The 16554-nt window shown below is 67.8% G+C and carries 13 protein-coding genes; 5 read left to right on the top strand and 8 right to left on the bottom strand.

Annotation, left to right across the window (positions count from 1 at the left end; translation table 11 throughout):
• Nucleotides 1–57 precede the first annotated feature (57 nt).
• Nucleotides 58–1245, top strand: a complete 1188-nt coding sequence (locus ACEN9H_RS13410) for a diguanylate cyclase (RefSeq protein WP_413675156.1) — start codon at nt 58–60, stop codon at nt 1243–1245.
• Here the strand turns inward: ACEN9H_RS13410 and arfB are convergent.
• Nucleotides 1242–1646, bottom strand: a complete 405-nt coding sequence (arfB, locus tag ACEN9H_RS13405; RefSeq protein WP_413675155.1) for an alternative ribosome rescue aminoacyl-tRNA hydrolase ArfB — start codon at nt 1644–1646, stop codon at nt 1242–1244. The genes ACEN9H_RS13410 and arfB overlap by 4 nt on opposite strands.
• A gap of 5 nt (nt 1647–1651) precedes the next feature.
• Nucleotides 1652–2929, bottom strand: coding sequence for a cyanophycinase (locus ACEN9H_RS13400; protein ID WP_413675154.1), 1278 nt, complete (start codon nt 2927–2929; stop codon nt 1652–1654).
• A gap of 180 nt (nt 2930–3109) precedes the next feature.
• On the opposite strand from ACEN9H_RS13400, the gene ACEN9H_RS13395 reads away from it, so the two are divergent.
• A complete protein-coding gene (locus ACEN9H_RS13395) occupies nt 3110–3511 on the top strand; it encodes a hypothetical protein (protein ID WP_413675153.1) in 402 nt (133 codons plus the stop codon).
• Between the two features lie 216 nt (nt 3512–3727).
• Here the strand turns inward: ACEN9H_RS13395 and ACEN9H_RS13390 are convergent, their stop codons facing one another.
• Both ACEN9H_RS13390 and ACEN9H_RS13385 read right to left on the bottom strand, forming a co-directional pair.
• A complete protein-coding gene (locus tag ACEN9H_RS13390) occupies nt 3728–6598 on the bottom strand; it encodes a glycosyl hydrolase 115 family protein (protein WP_413675152.1) in 2871 nt (956 codons plus the stop codon).
• Between the two features lie 28 nt (nt 6599–6626).
• On the bottom strand, nt 6627–7883 hold the full coding sequence (locus tag ACEN9H_RS13385; protein WP_413675151.1) for an SGNH/GDSL hydrolase family protein: 1257 nt from the start codon (nt 7881–7883) through the stop codon (nt 6627–6629).
• A gap of 114 nt (nt 7884–7997) precedes the next feature.
• On the opposite strand from ACEN9H_RS13385, the gene ACEN9H_RS13380 reads away from it, so the two are divergent.
• Nucleotides 7998–9365, top strand: a complete 1368-nt coding sequence (locus tag ACEN9H_RS13380) for an enolase C-terminal domain-like protein (protein ID WP_413675150.1) — start codon at nt 7998–8000, stop codon at nt 9363–9365.
• A gap of 204 nt (nt 9366–9569) precedes the next feature.
• Here ACEN9H_RS13380 and ACEN9H_RS13375 read toward each other — a convergent pair whose 3' ends face one another.
• The 3 genes from ACEN9H_RS13375 to ACEN9H_RS13365 all read right to left on the bottom strand — a co-directional run bounded on the left by ACEN9H_RS13375 (nt 9570) and on the right by ACEN9H_RS13365 (nt 14185).
• Nucleotides 9570–11954 (bottom strand): putative bifunctional diguanylate cyclase/phosphodiesterase, encoded by a 2385-nt coding sequence (locus tag ACEN9H_RS13375; RefSeq protein ID WP_413675149.1) that lies wholly within the window; start codon nt 11952–11954, stop codon nt 9570–9572.
• Between the two features lie 168 nt (nt 11955–12122).
• Nucleotides 12123–13082 carry a chemotaxis protein gene (locus ACEN9H_RS13370; RefSeq protein WP_056133461.1) on the bottom strand — a complete coding sequence of 320 codons (960 nt, stop codon included), beginning with the start codon at nt 13080–13082 and terminating at the stop codon, nt 12123–12125.
• Nucleotides 13083–13225: 143 nt separating this feature from the next.
• Complete coding sequence (locus ACEN9H_RS13365) at nt 13226–14185, bottom strand: MYG1 family protein (RefSeq protein ID WP_413675148.1); 960 nt, start codon at nt 14183–14185, stop codon at nt 13226–13228.
• 102 nt (nt 14186–14287) lie between these two features.
• On the opposite strand from ACEN9H_RS13365, the gene ACEN9H_RS13360 reads away from it, so the two are divergent.
• Nucleotides 14288–15520 (top strand): cyanophycinase, encoded by a 1233-nt coding sequence (locus tag ACEN9H_RS13360; protein WP_413675147.1) that lies wholly within the window; start codon nt 14288–14290, stop codon nt 15518–15520.
• Between the two features lie 165 nt (nt 15521–15685).
• Complete coding sequence (locus ACEN9H_RS13355) at nt 15686–16006, top strand: hypothetical protein (protein WP_413675146.1); 321 nt, start codon at nt 15686–15688, stop codon at nt 16004–16006.
• Here ACEN9H_RS13355 and ACEN9H_RS13350 read toward each other — a convergent pair.
• Nucleotides 16003–16488, bottom strand: a complete 486-nt coding sequence (locus ACEN9H_RS13350; protein WP_160410490.1) for a winged helix-turn-helix transcriptional regulator — start codon at nt 16486–16488, stop codon at nt 16003–16005. The genes ACEN9H_RS13355 and ACEN9H_RS13350 overlap by 4 nt on opposite strands.
• Nucleotides 16489–16554: the final 66 nt, after the last annotated feature.

Genomic DNA, 16554 nt, shown 5'->3' with positions numbered 1-16554 from the left:
CAGAATAGCGTCGATACAAAATTTGGAACATAATGGTCCGGTTCGCGCCGGCCCATCATGTTCCCATCCATCGACCGCATGAGAATACACCCGCTCACCGGGGAGTTTGCGCAGCGCGCAGACGAAACCGCGTTCCTCGTCCACCAACTGCCGCAGACACGGGCCCTGCTCGGCTACACACTCGTGTTCTGCACCCTGTTCTACCTGGCGTTCTCGCTGTCGGACCTGGCCGCGCTGGGCTATGGTCCGACCTACCTGAAGCTGTGCGCCGCGCGCGCGGCCGTCGCCGCGACGGCCGGCACGTGCGCCTGGCTCGCGTACCACAGGCCGCTGACCCTGCACGCGACGCGCATCGCCGCCAGCGGCGCGGAAACCGTGGCGCTCGCGTGCTTCATGTGCATCGCGGTACAGCGTCCGGACGAGTTCCACTGGCACGCGATGTCGCTCGCGATCATGCTCATCGTGATCTACCTGTACATCCCGAACAGCTTCGCCAACGCACTCGTGCTGGCATCCGCCGCCACCGCCGTCTTTCTCGTGCTGACGTTGAAGTACGGCCGGCTGACGGCGGCCGACGGCGTCACGATGGTCATGCTGCTCGTGCTGGCGAACGCGTTCGGGGCGCTCGCGGCGCGGCGCTTCAACCAGGTATCGCGCGAGGAATACCAGGCGCGCGTGGCGCTGCAGCATACCGCCGCGCGCGACCACCTCACCGGCTGCTACAACCGGCGCTACCTGCACGAGACCCTGATGCGCCCCGGCCACGTGCGCTCGCCCGACCGCGGCGGACTGCTGACGGTGGTCCTGTGCGACATCGATCACTTCAAGCGCATCAACGACACCTACGGCCACGCCAGCGGCGACGCCGTGCTGCGCAGCTTTGCGGAGCTGCTGCGGCACATGACGCGCGACGGCGTCGACAGCGTCGTGCGCTACGGGGGCGAGGAATTCCTGGCGATCCTGCCGGGCACGGACCTCGACGGCGGCATCCACCTGGCCGAACGGCTGCGCACACGCTTCGCCGACATGAGCGTCATGACCGACGACGGCAAGGAGCGCATGCGCACGACCGCGAGTTTCGGCGTCGCCTGCGCCGACCCGGCGGCCGGTGGCGGGCACCACGTGCTGCGCGACCTCATCGCCGTGGCGGACAAGCTGATGTACGACGCCAAGCGCGGCGGCCGCGACCGCGTCCACGCATGCTGCGCGTGCAGCAATCCCCCTGCAGGGCTCCGCCGCGCCTAGTCGCGCACCTTGCCCCGCAACGCCTTCACCTGGCTGCGGCCCGCCTTGGATTCGAGCCGGCGCCGTTGCGACCCCAGTGTGGGCCGCGTCGGCCGGCGCACGAGCGGCACCGTGGCCGCCGCGTCGACGAGCGCCTGCAGGCGCGCCAGCGCGTCCGCGCGGTTGCGCTCCAGGCTGCGCGCGGACTGCGCCTTGATGACGACGACGCCGTCGCGCGTGATGCGCGCGTCCGGCAGCGCGCGCAGGCGCGCCTTCACGTCCGAAGGCAGCGAGGACGCGCCGATGTCGAAGCGCGCCTGCACGGCATTCGACACCTTGTTGACGTTCTGCCCGCCCGGCCCCTGCGCGCGGATCGCGCTGAACTCGACCTCGTCCGGATCGATGGCGATGGGCGGGCGCACGGGCGTCAGCGGACCTGGGCGCCCAGGATCGCGCCGCCCGCCGTGCCGTACACGAACGGCCCGTTCAGCGACGAGCCGTCGGCATACGTCGTCGGCGTCTGCTGCGTCCAGCTGGACAGGTTGAACGTCGCATTCGTCTTGAAGCTGTACTGTGGCGCCGACGGATACGGCGACGGCTGCGCCACTTGCGCGCTCAGGCGGTAGACCTGCACGCCGCTGTTGATGTCCAGCGTCTTCTTCGCGGCACACTGCGCCGGTGTGCGCGCGAGCTTCGTGAAGTAGGCGGAGTTCTGCGGCGCGTACGGCGCCGTCGTGTTCTCGGGATTGTATGGATTGGCGACCAGTTGCGCCTTGACGCCGCCGCGCGGCCCGGACACCAGCACGGCCGTCTCCTCGTCGACGCCGATGCCCAGCACCTGGTCGAACCGTTCCACGCCGCCGGGGCAGCCGTCGCCGATGCGGGAGACGAAACCGACCAGGCGGCCCAGGCGGTCGCGCGTATTGAAATGGTCGTCGGTGATCGTCTTTTCCAGGCCGGGGATGCCGATGAAGCTCCCCGTCTGGATGAATTTGCCGGACGAGGTGTTGAGCGGGTCGATCGTCATGTAGCGGTTGAACGGATTCGCGAGCGCCTCGTCCGACGTCACGGTATCGTTCAACGCGACGAACGCATACTGGCCCAGCATCGCATTGCCGGCGCTCGTGCCGCCGATCGGGATGCCCGCATCGACGGCGCGCTGCAGCGCGGCCGCCAGCGGCGTGCTTTGCCAGTACTGGTAGTAATCTGCCTGGTCGCCCCCGGCGATGAAGATGGCGCTCGCCTTCGAGATCACGTCCAGCACGAACGGATCGGCGGCCGCGGTGCGGCTCGGGATCACGAGCGTCTCCACGGAGGTCACGCCCAGATCGAGGCCGCCGACCATCTCGTAATTGCGGCTCGTCGTCGTATCCACCGTGCCGAGGCGGCTGTAGACATACGGGTTGTACGCATCGCTGCCGGTCGCACGGAGGATGACGAAGCGGCCGCCGGTGGCCTTCGTGATGCCGGCCTGCGCGATCATCCAGCGGAACGCCTCGGCCACGTCGTAGCCGCCACCCATCAGCACGACGGACGGCGTACAGGCCGTCTGCCAGCACGACACCGGTTTTGCACGCACGGGCGTGGCCGGGTTGCCCACGTAGCTGTACGAGTATTTGGGACCGGCGTGCGCCGCCTCGGCGGCGAGCAGCGGCGCGATGGCGAGCAAGGCGCGCGCGGCCTTGGATTTCAGCGTGGTAGTCATGTAGGCTCCAATGGGCGGTGGGTTCGGGACGGCTGGCGTTGGCAGGCTCAGCATATTATCTTTTTTGCACCGTCGGAACCAGCTTCGCAAAGGAATTGCCGGATTTTCAGCATTTGCACCACACGCGGGCGGCGTGTATCGTCATGCCTGACCAATGAACCGCCCCGAAAGAACCACACGATGAGCTTCGACCTGATGGTGTTCGCCCCCGACGCCGCTCCGGCCAAACGGCCCGCCTTCCTCGACTGGTACGAGCAACAGACAGAATGGGCGGAGGACCACGGCTACGACGACCCGCGCGTGGCCACGCCCGCCCTGCAAGCCTTTTACGCGGCGCTCGCGGCCGAGTTCCCGCCCGCGCCGGCCGGCGTCGAGGAACCCGAAACCGGCACCGACTACACCATCGGCCGCACACTCCTCTACATGTCGTTCCTCGACTGGGACCGCATCGACGCGGCCTGGGAAGCCGTGCACCGCCTGGCGGCCAGGCACGAACTGGGCTTCTTCGACGTCAGTTCCGACCTCGCCGAAGTCTGGCTGCCCGACCGCAAGGGCGGGCTGCGCGTCGCCCACTCCGATTGATGAAGCGGTGAGAGCCCCCGTCATGCCCACGCACGCGAACCGGTGTCGGGAATATTGTTTTCACGAGCCGTCAGAAAGACCATCGTCATTCCCGCGCGCGCGGGAATCCATGCCGAGTATGCTGGCCACGTTCTTCATTTCCACCTCGTTGGGTACAAGGCGTCGACTTCGAGCAGTCAGCATGGGTTCCCGCTTTCGCGGGAACGACGGTCCGAGCTAGTTCGTCGACTCGGGCCCGACACGCGGGCTTTCCTGCGGGCCGAGATAGCTCGGCTTCAGGCCGCCCGCGTCGATCACGACGCGCTGCAGCACGAGTCCGGGATCGAGCGCCCAGAACTTCAGCGTATGGCGTCCCGCCGCCTTCACGTCGTGCGCTGTCGTGAACTGCGCGACACCGTCCGTGACGATCTTCTCCCAATGCTGCAGCGATGCGTCCGCATGCACGTCGACGATGCGCGGCGCTTCATCGTCGATGGAGACGGCATAGCGGAAGCCCGGTCCCGGCCGGAATTTCAACGTAGGGGCCAGCGTCGCCTGCACGTTCACCTTGCCCGGCTCGAACAGGTAGACGTCGTACTCCAGCCGCATGCCGTCCGCCGGCGCCAGCGCGGGCGCGTCCACCGGCAGGGTCGTCATGCCGGACAGCGTGCGGCCCAGGCCCGGCACGCGCAGCCATTCGCGGCCTGCCGGCGCCAGCGCGCGACTGTAGTGTTCCGCCTCGATGGCGACCGTGCCGCCCGTCTCCACGAAACCGGCGACCTGCGTGCCGCGCTGGTCCGCGTGGCGCAGCGGGACTTCCACGGCGGCCTGCCGGCCATCCGGACCGCTCACCAGCACGCGGCCGGACGTGGCGCCGGCCGGCACCTGGTCCCAGCGCACGTCGACGGCGATCCGCTTCGACTTGTCCGTCGCGCCGGACGATTCACCCAATGCGATCCACGGCTGCTCGGCACGCGCGGTCCAGGCCACCGGCGCGGCGCCGCGGTCGAACACCTCGATGTAGCGGTTCGATTTGTCGAACGGGTCGAACGCGGGCAGGCGCAGTTCCTTCGCCGCCGGCCAGGCGGCCTCGCTGCCCTCGACCGCCACGCCCAGCGCCGGCGCGGCCGGCAGCGCGATCTCGCGCACCTCGGGCATGATGTTGGTCGCGGGATCGCGCCAGCTCGTGTAGCCGATGTGCGTCTGCGCCATCATGTGGTTCCATTTGCCGCCATTGATCGTGTGGTACTCGCGCGAGATCGCGGCGTCCTGCGCGAACAGGTCGCGCGCCCGCGCGGCAAGGTCGTTCGTGTCGGCGCGGCCCTGCTGCGCGTGGAGGCGGTTCGCCTGCACCGTCGCATACAGTTCGCCCAGCGTGCCCGATGCGCGCACGGGATGCTCGACGAGCTGGAAGAACGCGTCCTTCTGCGCCGGCGCCAGCTTCGCCTTCACCCGCTCGACACGCGCGGCGAGGTCGCGCCAGTCGGCGACGATGCGCTCGGACTCGCGGTAGTTGGTCGCGCTGTACGTGCCCGGCTCCAGCTGCTCCGGCCGGCGACGGCCGTTGTAGCGGGCGTACGTCGCGACGATGTCGGCGATTTCCGCCGCGTTCTCGGAGCCGAACTCGCGCGTCGCCCACAGCTTCAGGTACTCGGGCAGGCGCGACGCGGGCCACGCCGCAGGGTTCCACGCATAGGTGAGGAAGAATTCCGTCGGCACTTCCATCGGCTTGAGGTCGCCCACGTTCACGACCCACAGCCGGTCCGCGCCGAGGCGCCAGGCGAGGTGCATCTGTTCCCACACCTTCGGCAGCGGCGTCACGTTGATCCACTTGTACGAGCGCGGGCCGCCCACGTAATCGAAGTGGTAGTAGATGCCGGCGCCGCCGCTGCGCTTGCGTTCCTCGGCGGTCGGCAGGCGGCGGATATTGCCCCAGTTGTCGTCGCACCACAGCAGCGTGACGTCGTCGGGCACGCGCATGCCCTTCTCGTAATACTCCTGCACTTCCTTGTACAGGGCCCAGACCTGCGGCACCTGCGGCAGCGGTTTGCCGATCGTCTGCGCGATCATCGCGCGCTGGTCGGCCACGATCCGCTGCAGCAGCGCGACGTTCGATTCCTCCGACATCGGCTCGTCGCCGTCGCCGCGCATGCCGAGGGTGATGACCTTGTCGTAGTCCTTCGCGCGGTCCAGCCCCTGCTGCCAGAACTCGCGCAGCACCTGTTCGTTGCGGCTGTAGTCCCACGGACCCTTGCCGTACTTTTTCCACTCCGCGTGGGCGCGCATCAGCGGTTCGTGGTGCGACGTGCCCATCACGATGCCCATCTCGTCGGCCAGCGGGCCGTTCTCCGGATCGTCGTCGTAGAACGCATTGCCCCACATGGCGGGCCACAGGTAGTTGCCGCGCATGCGCAGGATCAGCTCGAACAATCTGCCATAGAACTTGTGGTTGAAGCCGCCGAATTTTTCCTTGGCCCAGCCGGACAAGGCGGGCGCCTCGTCGTTCAGGAAGATGCCGCGGTAGCGCACGACGGGCGCGTCGGCCACGCGCGTGCCGGCCGCCACGGCGAGCACGTCGTGCTTCGCGGGCGCCACGTCGGCCCACCAGTTCCATGGCGAGACGCCGATCTGCTCGGACACCGTGTACAGCCCGAAGATCGTGCCGCGCCGGTCGCTGCCCGCGACGACGAGCGCGCGCGCCACGCCCGGCAGCGGATTGCGCACCGTCTGCACGAGATAGCCTTCCCATTTCCCGCGCACGGCCTTCGCATCGATCTTGTTCTCGCGCGCGAGGCGGTCGATCAGCGCGCTTTGGCCGAGCGTGCCGACGATGACGACGTCCGACCCCTTCGCCACGGCACCGGCGGACGCCAGCAGCGCGGGCCGGATGCCGGACACGCGTTCGATGTCCGCCTGCAGGTCGGCTGCCGCCCGGCGCACGCCCTTGAATTCGTTCGGGTCCACGAGGATGCGCGCGGCCTGGCCGGATCGCGCGAGTACGACGGCATCCTTGCCGGCTTCGAACGTGACGAAGGGGCGCTCTCCCAGCGCCCATGCCGGCTGTGCGGCCGCGAGCGCCAGCATGGCGGCTGCGACGAGTGATCTCATAAGTCTCCTGATGTTTTTATAGGTGGTTTCAGCGCGCGATGCGGCACGTCTTGAGCTGTTCCAGCGGCACCGCGTCCGCCATCGCCTTGTAGCCGGCGGTCGACGGATGCAGGCCGTCGTTGTCCAGGGTCTTCAACAGGTGGTCCGGCTTGGCCGGATCGCGCAGCGCCGCATCGAAGTCGACGACGCCGTCGACGACGCCCGCGGTACGGATCCACTGGTTGTAGGCGAGGCGGTCGGCCTCGTTGTCCCGACCCGGCGCGTAGTAGCCGCTGCCGCCGTACGGGGTGATCGTGGCGCCCAGCACGCACACGCCCTGGACGTGGGCGCGCGCGACGATCTGGCGGTAGGCCTGTTTCAGGTCGTCCAGCAGGGCCGCACGCGCCGCCGGCGTGTCTTCCTTGTTCCGGTGCTGCACGCCGAAGTCGTTCACGCCGATCATGACGATGGCGTGCGTGACGCCGGGCCGTGCCAGCACGTCGCGATCGAAGCGGGACACGAGGTTCGGGCCCAGGCCGTCGCGCAGCATGCGGCCGCCGCCGATGCCGGCGTTGACGACGCCGACGTTCGTCATTCCCGCGGCGCGCAGGCGGGTCGCGAGGCCGTCCGTCCAGCGCGCATACGTATCCGGATTCACGCCGTAGCCGTCCGTGATCGAGTCGCCGATCGCGACGACCGTGTGCGCCCCGGCGCGGGCCGGCACTTCGACGCCCGTGATCTGGTACCAGCGCGTGAAGGTGTCGGCCTGCGGCCAGCTCGCGGCCTGGACCTGGTTGCCGGGCACGCGGAAGCTCGTCGCCCGCGCGCCCGGGTGGCCCGTCTGGCGCGCGGGCGCCTGGGCGAAATGCAGCGAGATGGCGAGGTCGGCGCCCGCCGCATGCGGCAGGTCGATCGGGTCGCTCACGTATTCCGCGCCGGCGGGAATCGTGACGGACGCGGCGCCGCCGAAACGCAGCGGGCGCAGGCGGGCGCCGTCGACGTCGGGCTTGCCGGGTGCGCGCGCCAGCGCGACGCTGCCGGCGTCGATCACGAGTGGCGCCGTGCCGAACGCATTGGTGAGCTTCACGCGCAGCTGGTCGCCGCTCAGCGACACCCGCACGATCTGGCGCAGGCTGGCGTCCTGCCACTGCGCGGCGGGCAGTTCGTTCTGGCCTTCCGGCACGAGTTGGGCACTCCCCCACGAGGCGACCCAGTGTTCGCCGGCGGGGGTTTGGACGGCGATGGCGGCACAGCCGCCGAGGGAGAGACACAGGAGGCTGGCTGCCAGAATCGATTGACGGGACATCGTTATTCCTTCACACTGGGCAAATGGTTGCGCTACCATTCTAGTTTAGATCAATGTTACGGGCAACGAGATATATTTTTTTCGTATGCCCGACATCACCAGGAGACCCATACAATGCCCCTCATCCAGCGCGCCGCCAGCCCGATCATCACCGAAATGCAGGTGATCCCCGTGGCCGGCCGCGACAGCATGTTGCTGAACCTGTGCGGCGCCCACGCGCCCTACTTCACCCGTATCCTCGTCCTGCTGAAGGACAGCGCCGGCAACACCGGCATGGGCGAGGTCCCCGGCTCGAATGGCATCCTGCGCGCGCTGGAGCGGCTCGTGCCGCTCGTGACGGGCACCGAAGTGGCGCGCTACAACCGCACCCTGAACGTGCTGCGCGCGGCGATTTCCGGCGTGAGCCACCAGGTGACGTCGAGCGCCGAGGAAGCCGTCATGAAGCAGCCGCACGAGATCAACCTGCGCCTGGAGAACGTGGTGACGGCCGTGGAGGCGGCGTTGCTGGACCTGCTGGGCCAGCACCTCGCGGTGCCGCTGTGCGAACTGCTCGGCGACGGCCAGCAGCGCACGCACGTGACGATGCTCGCGTACCTGTTCTACATCGGCGACCGCACGCAGACGGATCTGCCGTACGACGGCGACGCCGCCAAGGACGGCTGGTACAAGGTGCGCGACGAAGAAGCATTGAGCCCCGAGCAGATCGCCGACCTGGCGTCCGCCGCCGTCGACAAGTACGGCTTCCGCGACTTCAAGCTGAAAGGCGGCGTGATGCGGCCGGAAGACGAGATCGCGGCGGTGGCCGCCATCAAGCGGCGCTTCCCGGATGCGCGCGCGACGCTGGACCCGAACGGCGCCTGGTCGCTGGCGCAAGCGATCGCCGCCTGCAAGGGCCAGGGCCACGTGCTGTCGTATGCGGAAGACCCGTGCGGTCCGGAGGGCGGTTATTCCGGGCGCGAGATCATGGCCGAATTCAAGCGCGCCACGGGCATCCGCACGGCGACGAACATGGTCGCGACGGACTGGCGCCAGATGGCGCACTCGCACCTGCTGGGCGCCGTCGACATCCCGCTGGCCGACCCGCACTTCTGGACCATGCAGGGTTCCGTGCGCCTCGCGCAGCTGTGCCACGACTGGGGACTGACGTGGGGCTCGCACTCGAACAACCACTTCGACGTGTCGCTCGCGATGTTCACGCACTGCGCCGCCGCGGCGCCGGGCGACATCACGGCCATCGACACGCACTGGATCTGGCAGGAAGGCCGCGAGCGCCTGACGACGGAACCGCTGCAGATCGTGGGCGGCCAGGTCGCGGTGCCGGATGCGCCGGGCCTGGGCATCCAACCCGACATGGAACGCATCCTCGCAGCGCACGAGCTGTACAAGAAGGTCGCGGGCGGCGCGCGCGACGACGCGATGGCCATGCGCTACCTCGTGCCCGGCTGGCAGTACGACCCGAAGAAGCCGAGCTACGCGCGCTGACGTCGTCGTTCCCGCGAAAGCGGGAACCCATGCTGACTGCCCGAAGTCGATTCTTTGTAGCCAACGAGGTGGAAATGAAGACCGTAGTTGGCATACTCGGCATGGATTCCCGCCTGCGCGGGAATGACGACGTTATGTCTGACGGTTTTTGAAAACAATATTCCGGACACGAGCGCACGAAAGCGGGAAAGACGTTGCGCGCTGTCACGCGGCCTGCGCTCCCGGCACCTCGCACTGCAGGAACTTGTCGAACTCCGCCAGCGCCATCGGCCGCGCGAACAGATAGCCCTGCGCTTCGTCGCAGCGGCAGCCGCGCAGCGTCTCCATCATCTCTTCCGTCTCGATGCCTTCCGCGACCACGGTCAGGCCGAGCGCGTGCGCCATGTGGACCAGCGCCGCGACGAATTCGTCGCCGTTGGGGCACTCGTCGAGGAAGAACGAGCGGTCCAGTTTCAGCACGTCGACGGGGAAGCGCTTCAGGTATGACAGGCTCGAATAGCCGGTACCGAAATCGTCCAGCGCCAGCTTCACGCCCAGGCGCTTGAGGCGGTGGAGCACGTCGACGGACTGGTCGATGTCGTCGATCAGCGCGCTCTCCGTCAGCTCCAGTTCCAGCGCGGACGGCGCGAAGCCGGATTCGCGCAATGCCTGTTCGACGTCGGCCACGAGCTCCGCCGACCGCAGCTGGCGCGCCGACACGTTCACCGACACGCGCAACTGCGTGCCGTATTGGTCGGACAGGCGCTTGCCGACACGGCAGGCCTCGCGTAGCGCCCAGCGGCCGATCGCCTCGATGTGGCCGCGCTCTTCCGCGATCGGGATGAATTCGAGCGGTGACACCTGCCCCAGTTCGGGATGTTTCCAGCGCAGCAGGACTTCAACGCCGCGCAGGCGCCACGTGCGCACGTCGATGCGCGGCTGGTAATACAGTTCGAACTGGCCCAGCTCCAGCGCGCGCCGCAGCGCCGCCTCCACCTGCAGGCGTCGGCGCGCTTCCACGCTCATCTCCGGCTCGAAGAACTGGTACGAGCTCGCGCCCAGCGCCTTCGCCTTGTACATCGCCGTGTCCGCGTTCTGGAACAGCAGCTCCGGCGTGGCGCCGTCCTGGCCCGACAGGCTGATGCCGATGGCCGCGCCCACGCACATCTCCAGCCCGTCGATGTGGAAGGGATTGGTGAGGGTCTCCAGCAGCCGCTGCGCGATGCCGGCGGCGGCGCCACGGCCCGCGCAATGGGCCGCCACGACGAATTCGTCGCCGCCCAGGCGCGCCACGACGTCGCCCGGACGCAGGCACGATTGCAGGCGCAGGCCCACCTGGCGCAGCAGATGGTCGCCGGCCGCGTGGCCCAATGAATCGTTGACTTCCTTGAAGCGGTTCAGGTCGATGAACAGGACGGTGGTTTCCGCCTGGCCGCGCGCCTGGCCCAGCATCGACTGCAGATGGCCGTTCAGCCACGCGCGGTTGGGCAGGCCCGTGAGGTCGTCGCGCGTGGCCAGCTGCTCCAGCCGCTCCTCGGCGCGCTTGCGGTCGGTGATGTCGTGGAAGAAAACCGACAGTCCCTCCTCGTGCGCATACACGCGCACGCTGAGCCACACGCCTTCCGGTTCGTAGAATGTCTCGAACGCCGCGTTCGAGCGCGTCGCCATCGCCCGCCGGTAGATGACGCCGGTCTCGGTGCCGTCCAGGTCGTTCGCGAGGTCCCACAACACCCTGCCGCCCGAGGTGCCGGGCTCGACCCCGGCGAACACCTCGGCCAGCGTGTTGGCGTACGTGATCTCCCAGTTGCGGTTCACCGAGAAGAAGCCGTCCTCGATGCTTTCCAGGATGGTGCGCACGCGCGCATGCGCGTCCTCGACGCGGTGCAACATCTCCCTTTCGCGCGTGATGTCGCGCGACACGAGGACGGCGCCGAACACGGTGCCCGTGACCGGATCCGTCACTTTGCGCACCTTGGAGCCAAGCTCGACGTAATGACCGTCGCGGTGCCGCTTGCGCACCGCGACCACGTCGGCGATGTCTTCACCGGCGAGGATGCGCGCGAGCGCGGCGCCGGCCGCCGCCTGGTCGTCCGGATGGAGGAACTCGAGCACGCTGCGCCCCACCATCTGCGCCGCGTCCCAGCCCACGACGGTCGTGTACGACGGCGACACGTGGATGTAGCGCCCATCGACGCCGCAGTGCGCGATCAGGTCCATGCTGTGATCGACGATGAGGCGGTGCTCCGCCTCGCTGCGCAAGGCGCGGTCGAGCGTGGCCCTGTACGCGGTGACGTCGGCGAAGGTGCCGGACCATCCCGCGCAGCGGCCGTCGGCGTCCACATTCGGCAGGCCCGACACGATGACCCGGCGCAGGCATCCATCCATGCCGCGGAGCTCGACTTCATGGCCGAACGCCACATGCCGGGCCAGCGCCTGCGCGACATCGTCCGCCGCCTGGGGGTCCACGACGTACGAACGTACCCAGTCCTGCAGGCGCGTCGCGACGGCGAACGGCGGCAGCGCGCCGGGGCCGTGGTCGACGACCGACGTGCAGACACCGTCCGTATCCGTGGTCCAGATGCTCGCGATAAACGTTGTGGGGTGTGGCATGGGGATTCTGAAAAGGTGGGAAACAGCATCCTGAGCAGTCATTATGCGGCATGACTATTGGCGTAGGACAAGACCTACGCAAAAACAACTCTGGATGTTGCCCCACAACAACTCAGAAGGGCGATGCAGTACGGTGCCGGCGGCGATGCCGGCACCGCGTGAGGAGAACTACTGGCGCAGCAGCGTACGCAGGGTGCGCGACAGGTCCTCGGCCGAGAACTTGGCGACGTAGGCGTCGGCGCGGACATTCTTGACGTGTTCCTCGTTCGTCGTGCCGGACAGCGACGAGTGGATCACGACCGGCATGTTGCCGAAGCGCGCGTTCGATTTGATGTTGCGGGTCAGGGTGAAGCCATCCATTTCCGGCATCTCGAGGTCGGTCAGCACGAGGGCGACCTTGTCGTGCACGGTCTTGCCTTCGGCTTCCGCCGCGGCCGCGATGTGGTTCAGCTGTTCCCAGCATTCCTTGCCGCTCTTCGTCATCACGAACGGCAGGCCCATCGCGTCCAGGCCCTGCTCGATCAGCGCGCGCGCGACGACGGAATCGTCCGCGGCCAGGATCACGGCGCCCGGCTTCAGCTTCATCTTGGCGCCGACGGCCTGTTCGATGTTCTCGGTCTGCGCTTCCGGATTCAGGTTGCGCAGGATCGTCTCGACGTCGAGCACCTGGGCCAGGCGGGCCGGCTGGCCGTCCACCGGTTCCAGGCGCGCGATGCTCGTGACCATGCCGCTGCCGGCGCTCTTTTCGGCCGACATCACCTGCGTCCAGTCGAGGCGCACGATTTCTTCCACGCTCTCGACGGCGAACGCCTGCGTGGTGCGCGCGAATTCCGTCACCAGCATGATGTTCAGGCCGGTCTTGGGCGTGACGCCGGCAATGCCCGGCAGGTCGAGGACCTGGATGATCTGGCCCCTCAGGTTGACTACGCCCAGCACGTGATCGGGCGCGCCAGCCACCTTGGTGATCGTCGGCATGGCGACGATCTCGCGAATCTTGAAGACGTTAATGCCGAACAGCTCGCTATGCTCCCCGCTGGCGTCGCCGCCGAGACGGAAAAGCAAAAGCTCGAATTTGTTCGTGCCCGTAAGGTTGCTGCGCTCGTCGACTTCCTGCTGAACCGATTTCATGTCCCATCCCGAAAAAGTTGATTCTTTTGGGAAATTCTAGACGCGAACTGCGTGTCGGTGTAAAGACCAGCAAGAATCTCTGTCACTTTTTAGTGAATTCGCACCAAAAAACCACACACATTTGGTGAAATCGTAACGGCTGATCACGCTGTCGAGGCCTGCGCATTCACCTCGCGCAGCGCCTGCCGCGCCATCTCGAGAATGCCTTCGAACGACTTGGCGGCGGCGATGAAGCGGCCGTTGTGGCAGAAACCGGCATCCGCCACACCGGTGACGGCGGCCAGGTCGGCATCGCGCAGGCCCGCCCAGGCGGCCGGGAGGTCGGCGCGCGCGTCGAAGCTCTCGGCGCTGACGGGCACCGTGTGGATCATGTGGCGCTGCTCGGCCAGGCTGTAGCTGACGACGAACAGCACCTTCGGCATCTCCTTGCGCACGATGGCCGTCCACGGCAGCGCGGCATTTTTCAGATACAGCACGCGGCCGCCTTCGAGCACCTCGGCATGCCGCACCTGCTCCACGGCGAGCTGCGCACCGACGCGGTACTTGACCGCATTGATCATCAGGTCCGTGAGCAGGCCCAGCACGCGCCGGAACTGCTCGTCGCGGTAGGCCTCGGCCGCCGGGCCATAGCCGAGCCGTTGCTCGTCGAGCCAGTTCGGGTTGAAGCCGGAGACGATCGCGGACAGGCCATAGCTGCCCGGCGCGTTGCGGGCCGCGCCCACGTCGGACAGGTCGAGGTATTGCACGACGTCCGCATCGATCGCGTACGCCATCTGCTGGGCGCCCTCCTCCGACAACCGGTAGCCCGCGTGCCGTTCGGCCAGCAGCGCCACGCAGCGCGCGCCGTATTCGCGCCACACGAGGCCAGCGCTGGCATAGGGTACGCCGCTCATGCGGGCGCCGTCGAAGCCCTTCTGGTGGTGGTCGAAGCGGCCCGCGGCCGGGTTCCACTCGCCGCCCACGTCGATGGCGACGTCGGCCCGCGCGATGATCGCGGGGTCGCGCGTGCGCACGAGCTCCGCATCGGGATACAACAACAGCAGCACGGCCACCGCCCACGCATCGTCCGCGTGGAATTTACCGCTGTGGGTCACGATCAACATACTGGCTCCAGTCTGAATGCATACCCCGATGATACCGGCTTTGGCCGCAAGGCCGGGCACGGGTATCATGCTTTGTATTCCCATCCGCATCGAGACGACCCAATGGCGATCCGCTTTCCGACCCTGCCCCTCGCTTTCGTACTGAGCCTCGGCCTGGCGCCGGCCGCCGCGCGCGCGGACGCGCAGGCACCCGCGGGCAGCGCGAAGGGGTCGCTCGTCATCGCGGGCGGCGCGCTGCGGGCCGACAACGCCCCCGTGTGGAAGAAGATCGTCGAGCTCGCCGGCGGACGCGGCGCGCGCATCGCCGTGTTCCCGACGGCGGCAGGCAATCCGGAGCGCTCAGGCCGCCTGACGGCCGAGATCCTGGCCAGCTACGGCGCCCGCCCGTTCGTCGTGCCGCTGGCCGCCAGGCTGGCCGCCACCGACGTGCGCCGGGCCGCCGACGACCCGCAGCTGGCGGCCAGCGTGCGCTCGGCCGGCGGCGCGTTCTTCACGGGCGGCGACCAGGGCCGCATCACGGCCGCGCTGCGCCACGCCGACGGCGGCGACAGCGCCGTGCTGGACGCGCTGTGGGACCTGTACCGGCGCGGCGGCGTCATCGCGGGCACGAGCGCCGGCGCCGCCATCATGAGCAAGACGATGTTCTACGAAGGCCGCGCCCCGTTGCCCACGCTGCGCGACGGCATCACGGACGGCCGCGACATCGCGCCGGGCCTCGGCTTCATCGGCGACGAGGTGTTCGTCGACCAGCATTTGCTGATCCGCGGCCGCTTCGCCCGCATGTTGCCCGCGATGCTGGCCAAGCACTACAAACTCGGCCTCGGCATCGACGAGAACACGGCGGCCGTGGTCGCGCCGGACCGGTCGATCGCCGTCATCGGCTACAAGGGCGCGCTGCTGCTCGACCTCGGCCAGGCCAGCGTGGACGCCGCGCGCACCGGCTTCAACGTGACGGGCGCCCGCATCAGCTACCTCGACAGCGGCGACCGCTACGACCCGGCCAGCGGCCGCTTCACGCCCGGCCCGGACAAGGAAAAAGTCGACCCGGCCGACCCGTCGTACCGCGGCCCGCTGTTCGCCGCCGACATCCTCGGCAACACGGCCGTCGTCGACCTGCTGATGAAGCTGTGCGACAGCGACCAGGCGCGCGCCACGGGCATCGCGTTCGGCGACCCGGCCGGCGCCGCCGCCGAACGCGGCTTCGAATTCACTTTTACGCGCACGCCGGAGAGCGAGGGCTGGACGTCGAACCGGGCCGATACGTATTCCGTGTACCGGGTGCGGATGGACGTGCGGCCGGTGAAGCTGGCGTTGCCGCTGTATCGGGCGGAATGACACGCCGCGCTTGTCGCCGACCCGGGTTCGACTACCCGATTCAGCGTCCGGCACTTTGCGCCGTGTCGAGTACTGATATTTCCATGTGGAAATGTTAGAATGCCGGGGTTCGATTGATTGCGGCGCGCCAGCATCGCGTCACCGCAAGTTTCCCCGGAAGTTCGTATGTCGGTAAAAATTAACGATTCTGATAGCCCCGCCCGCTTCAACTATCTGGTCTGTCTCGACCTCGTCGTCGTGGCCTGCATCCTGGTCGTGGCCGGCCGGCCGGACGGCCTGGCGATCACGGTCAGTGCAATCATCATCGCCGGGGCCGCGGTCATCTATCGCTGCGCGGTCGGGGTGAAGTCCCATATGTCGGCCAGGCCCGCGCAGCCGCATGCGGCTCCAGGCCAGGTGGAGCGCGAGTTCGTCGCCCCCACGCCGGTGGACAGCCCCATCGTGGCCCGCTCCCGGTCGAAGTCGTGGCTGCGCGACGGCGACTAGCGCGCGATCGACACGGCCAGTGTCTCCTTGACCTCTTCCATCACGACGTAACTCTTCGACTGGCCGCCGTCCGCCACGTGCAGGATCTCGCCCAGTAATCTCCGGTATTCCGTCATCTCCGGAATGCGCGCCTTGATCAGGTAGTCGAAATCGCCGGACACGAGGTGGCACTCCATCACCTCGGGAATCGCCAGCATCGCCCGGCGGAAACGCTCGAACGCCTGCTCCGACTTCTGGCGCAGCGTGATTTCCACGAACACGAGGACTTGCAGCCCCAGCGCCCGCGGCGCCACGCGCGCGTGGTAGCCCGCGATGACGCCGTCGCGCTCCATGCGCTTGACCCGCTCGATGCACGGCGTCAGCGACAGGCCGACGCGCTCGGCCAGGTCCTTCATCACGATGCGGCCGTCGTCCTGCAGGATGGAGAGGATGTGCAGGTCGATGCGGTCAAGCACACGATTCGAGTCTTTTTGCACGCGCATGATTTTTCACTGAAAAGTTGATTTCAAACCGAAACAATTATCGCATTCCTACCACTACAATAAAAA

The organism is Massilia cellulosiltytica (genome assembly GCF_047325105.1).
Lineage (GTDB): Bacteria > Pseudomonadota > Gammaproteobacteria > Burkholderiales > Burkholderiaceae_D > Telluria > Telluria orientalis.
Note: the sequence above shows the minus strand (reverse complement) of the source record. Positions and strands in the feature narration are given on the sequence as shown.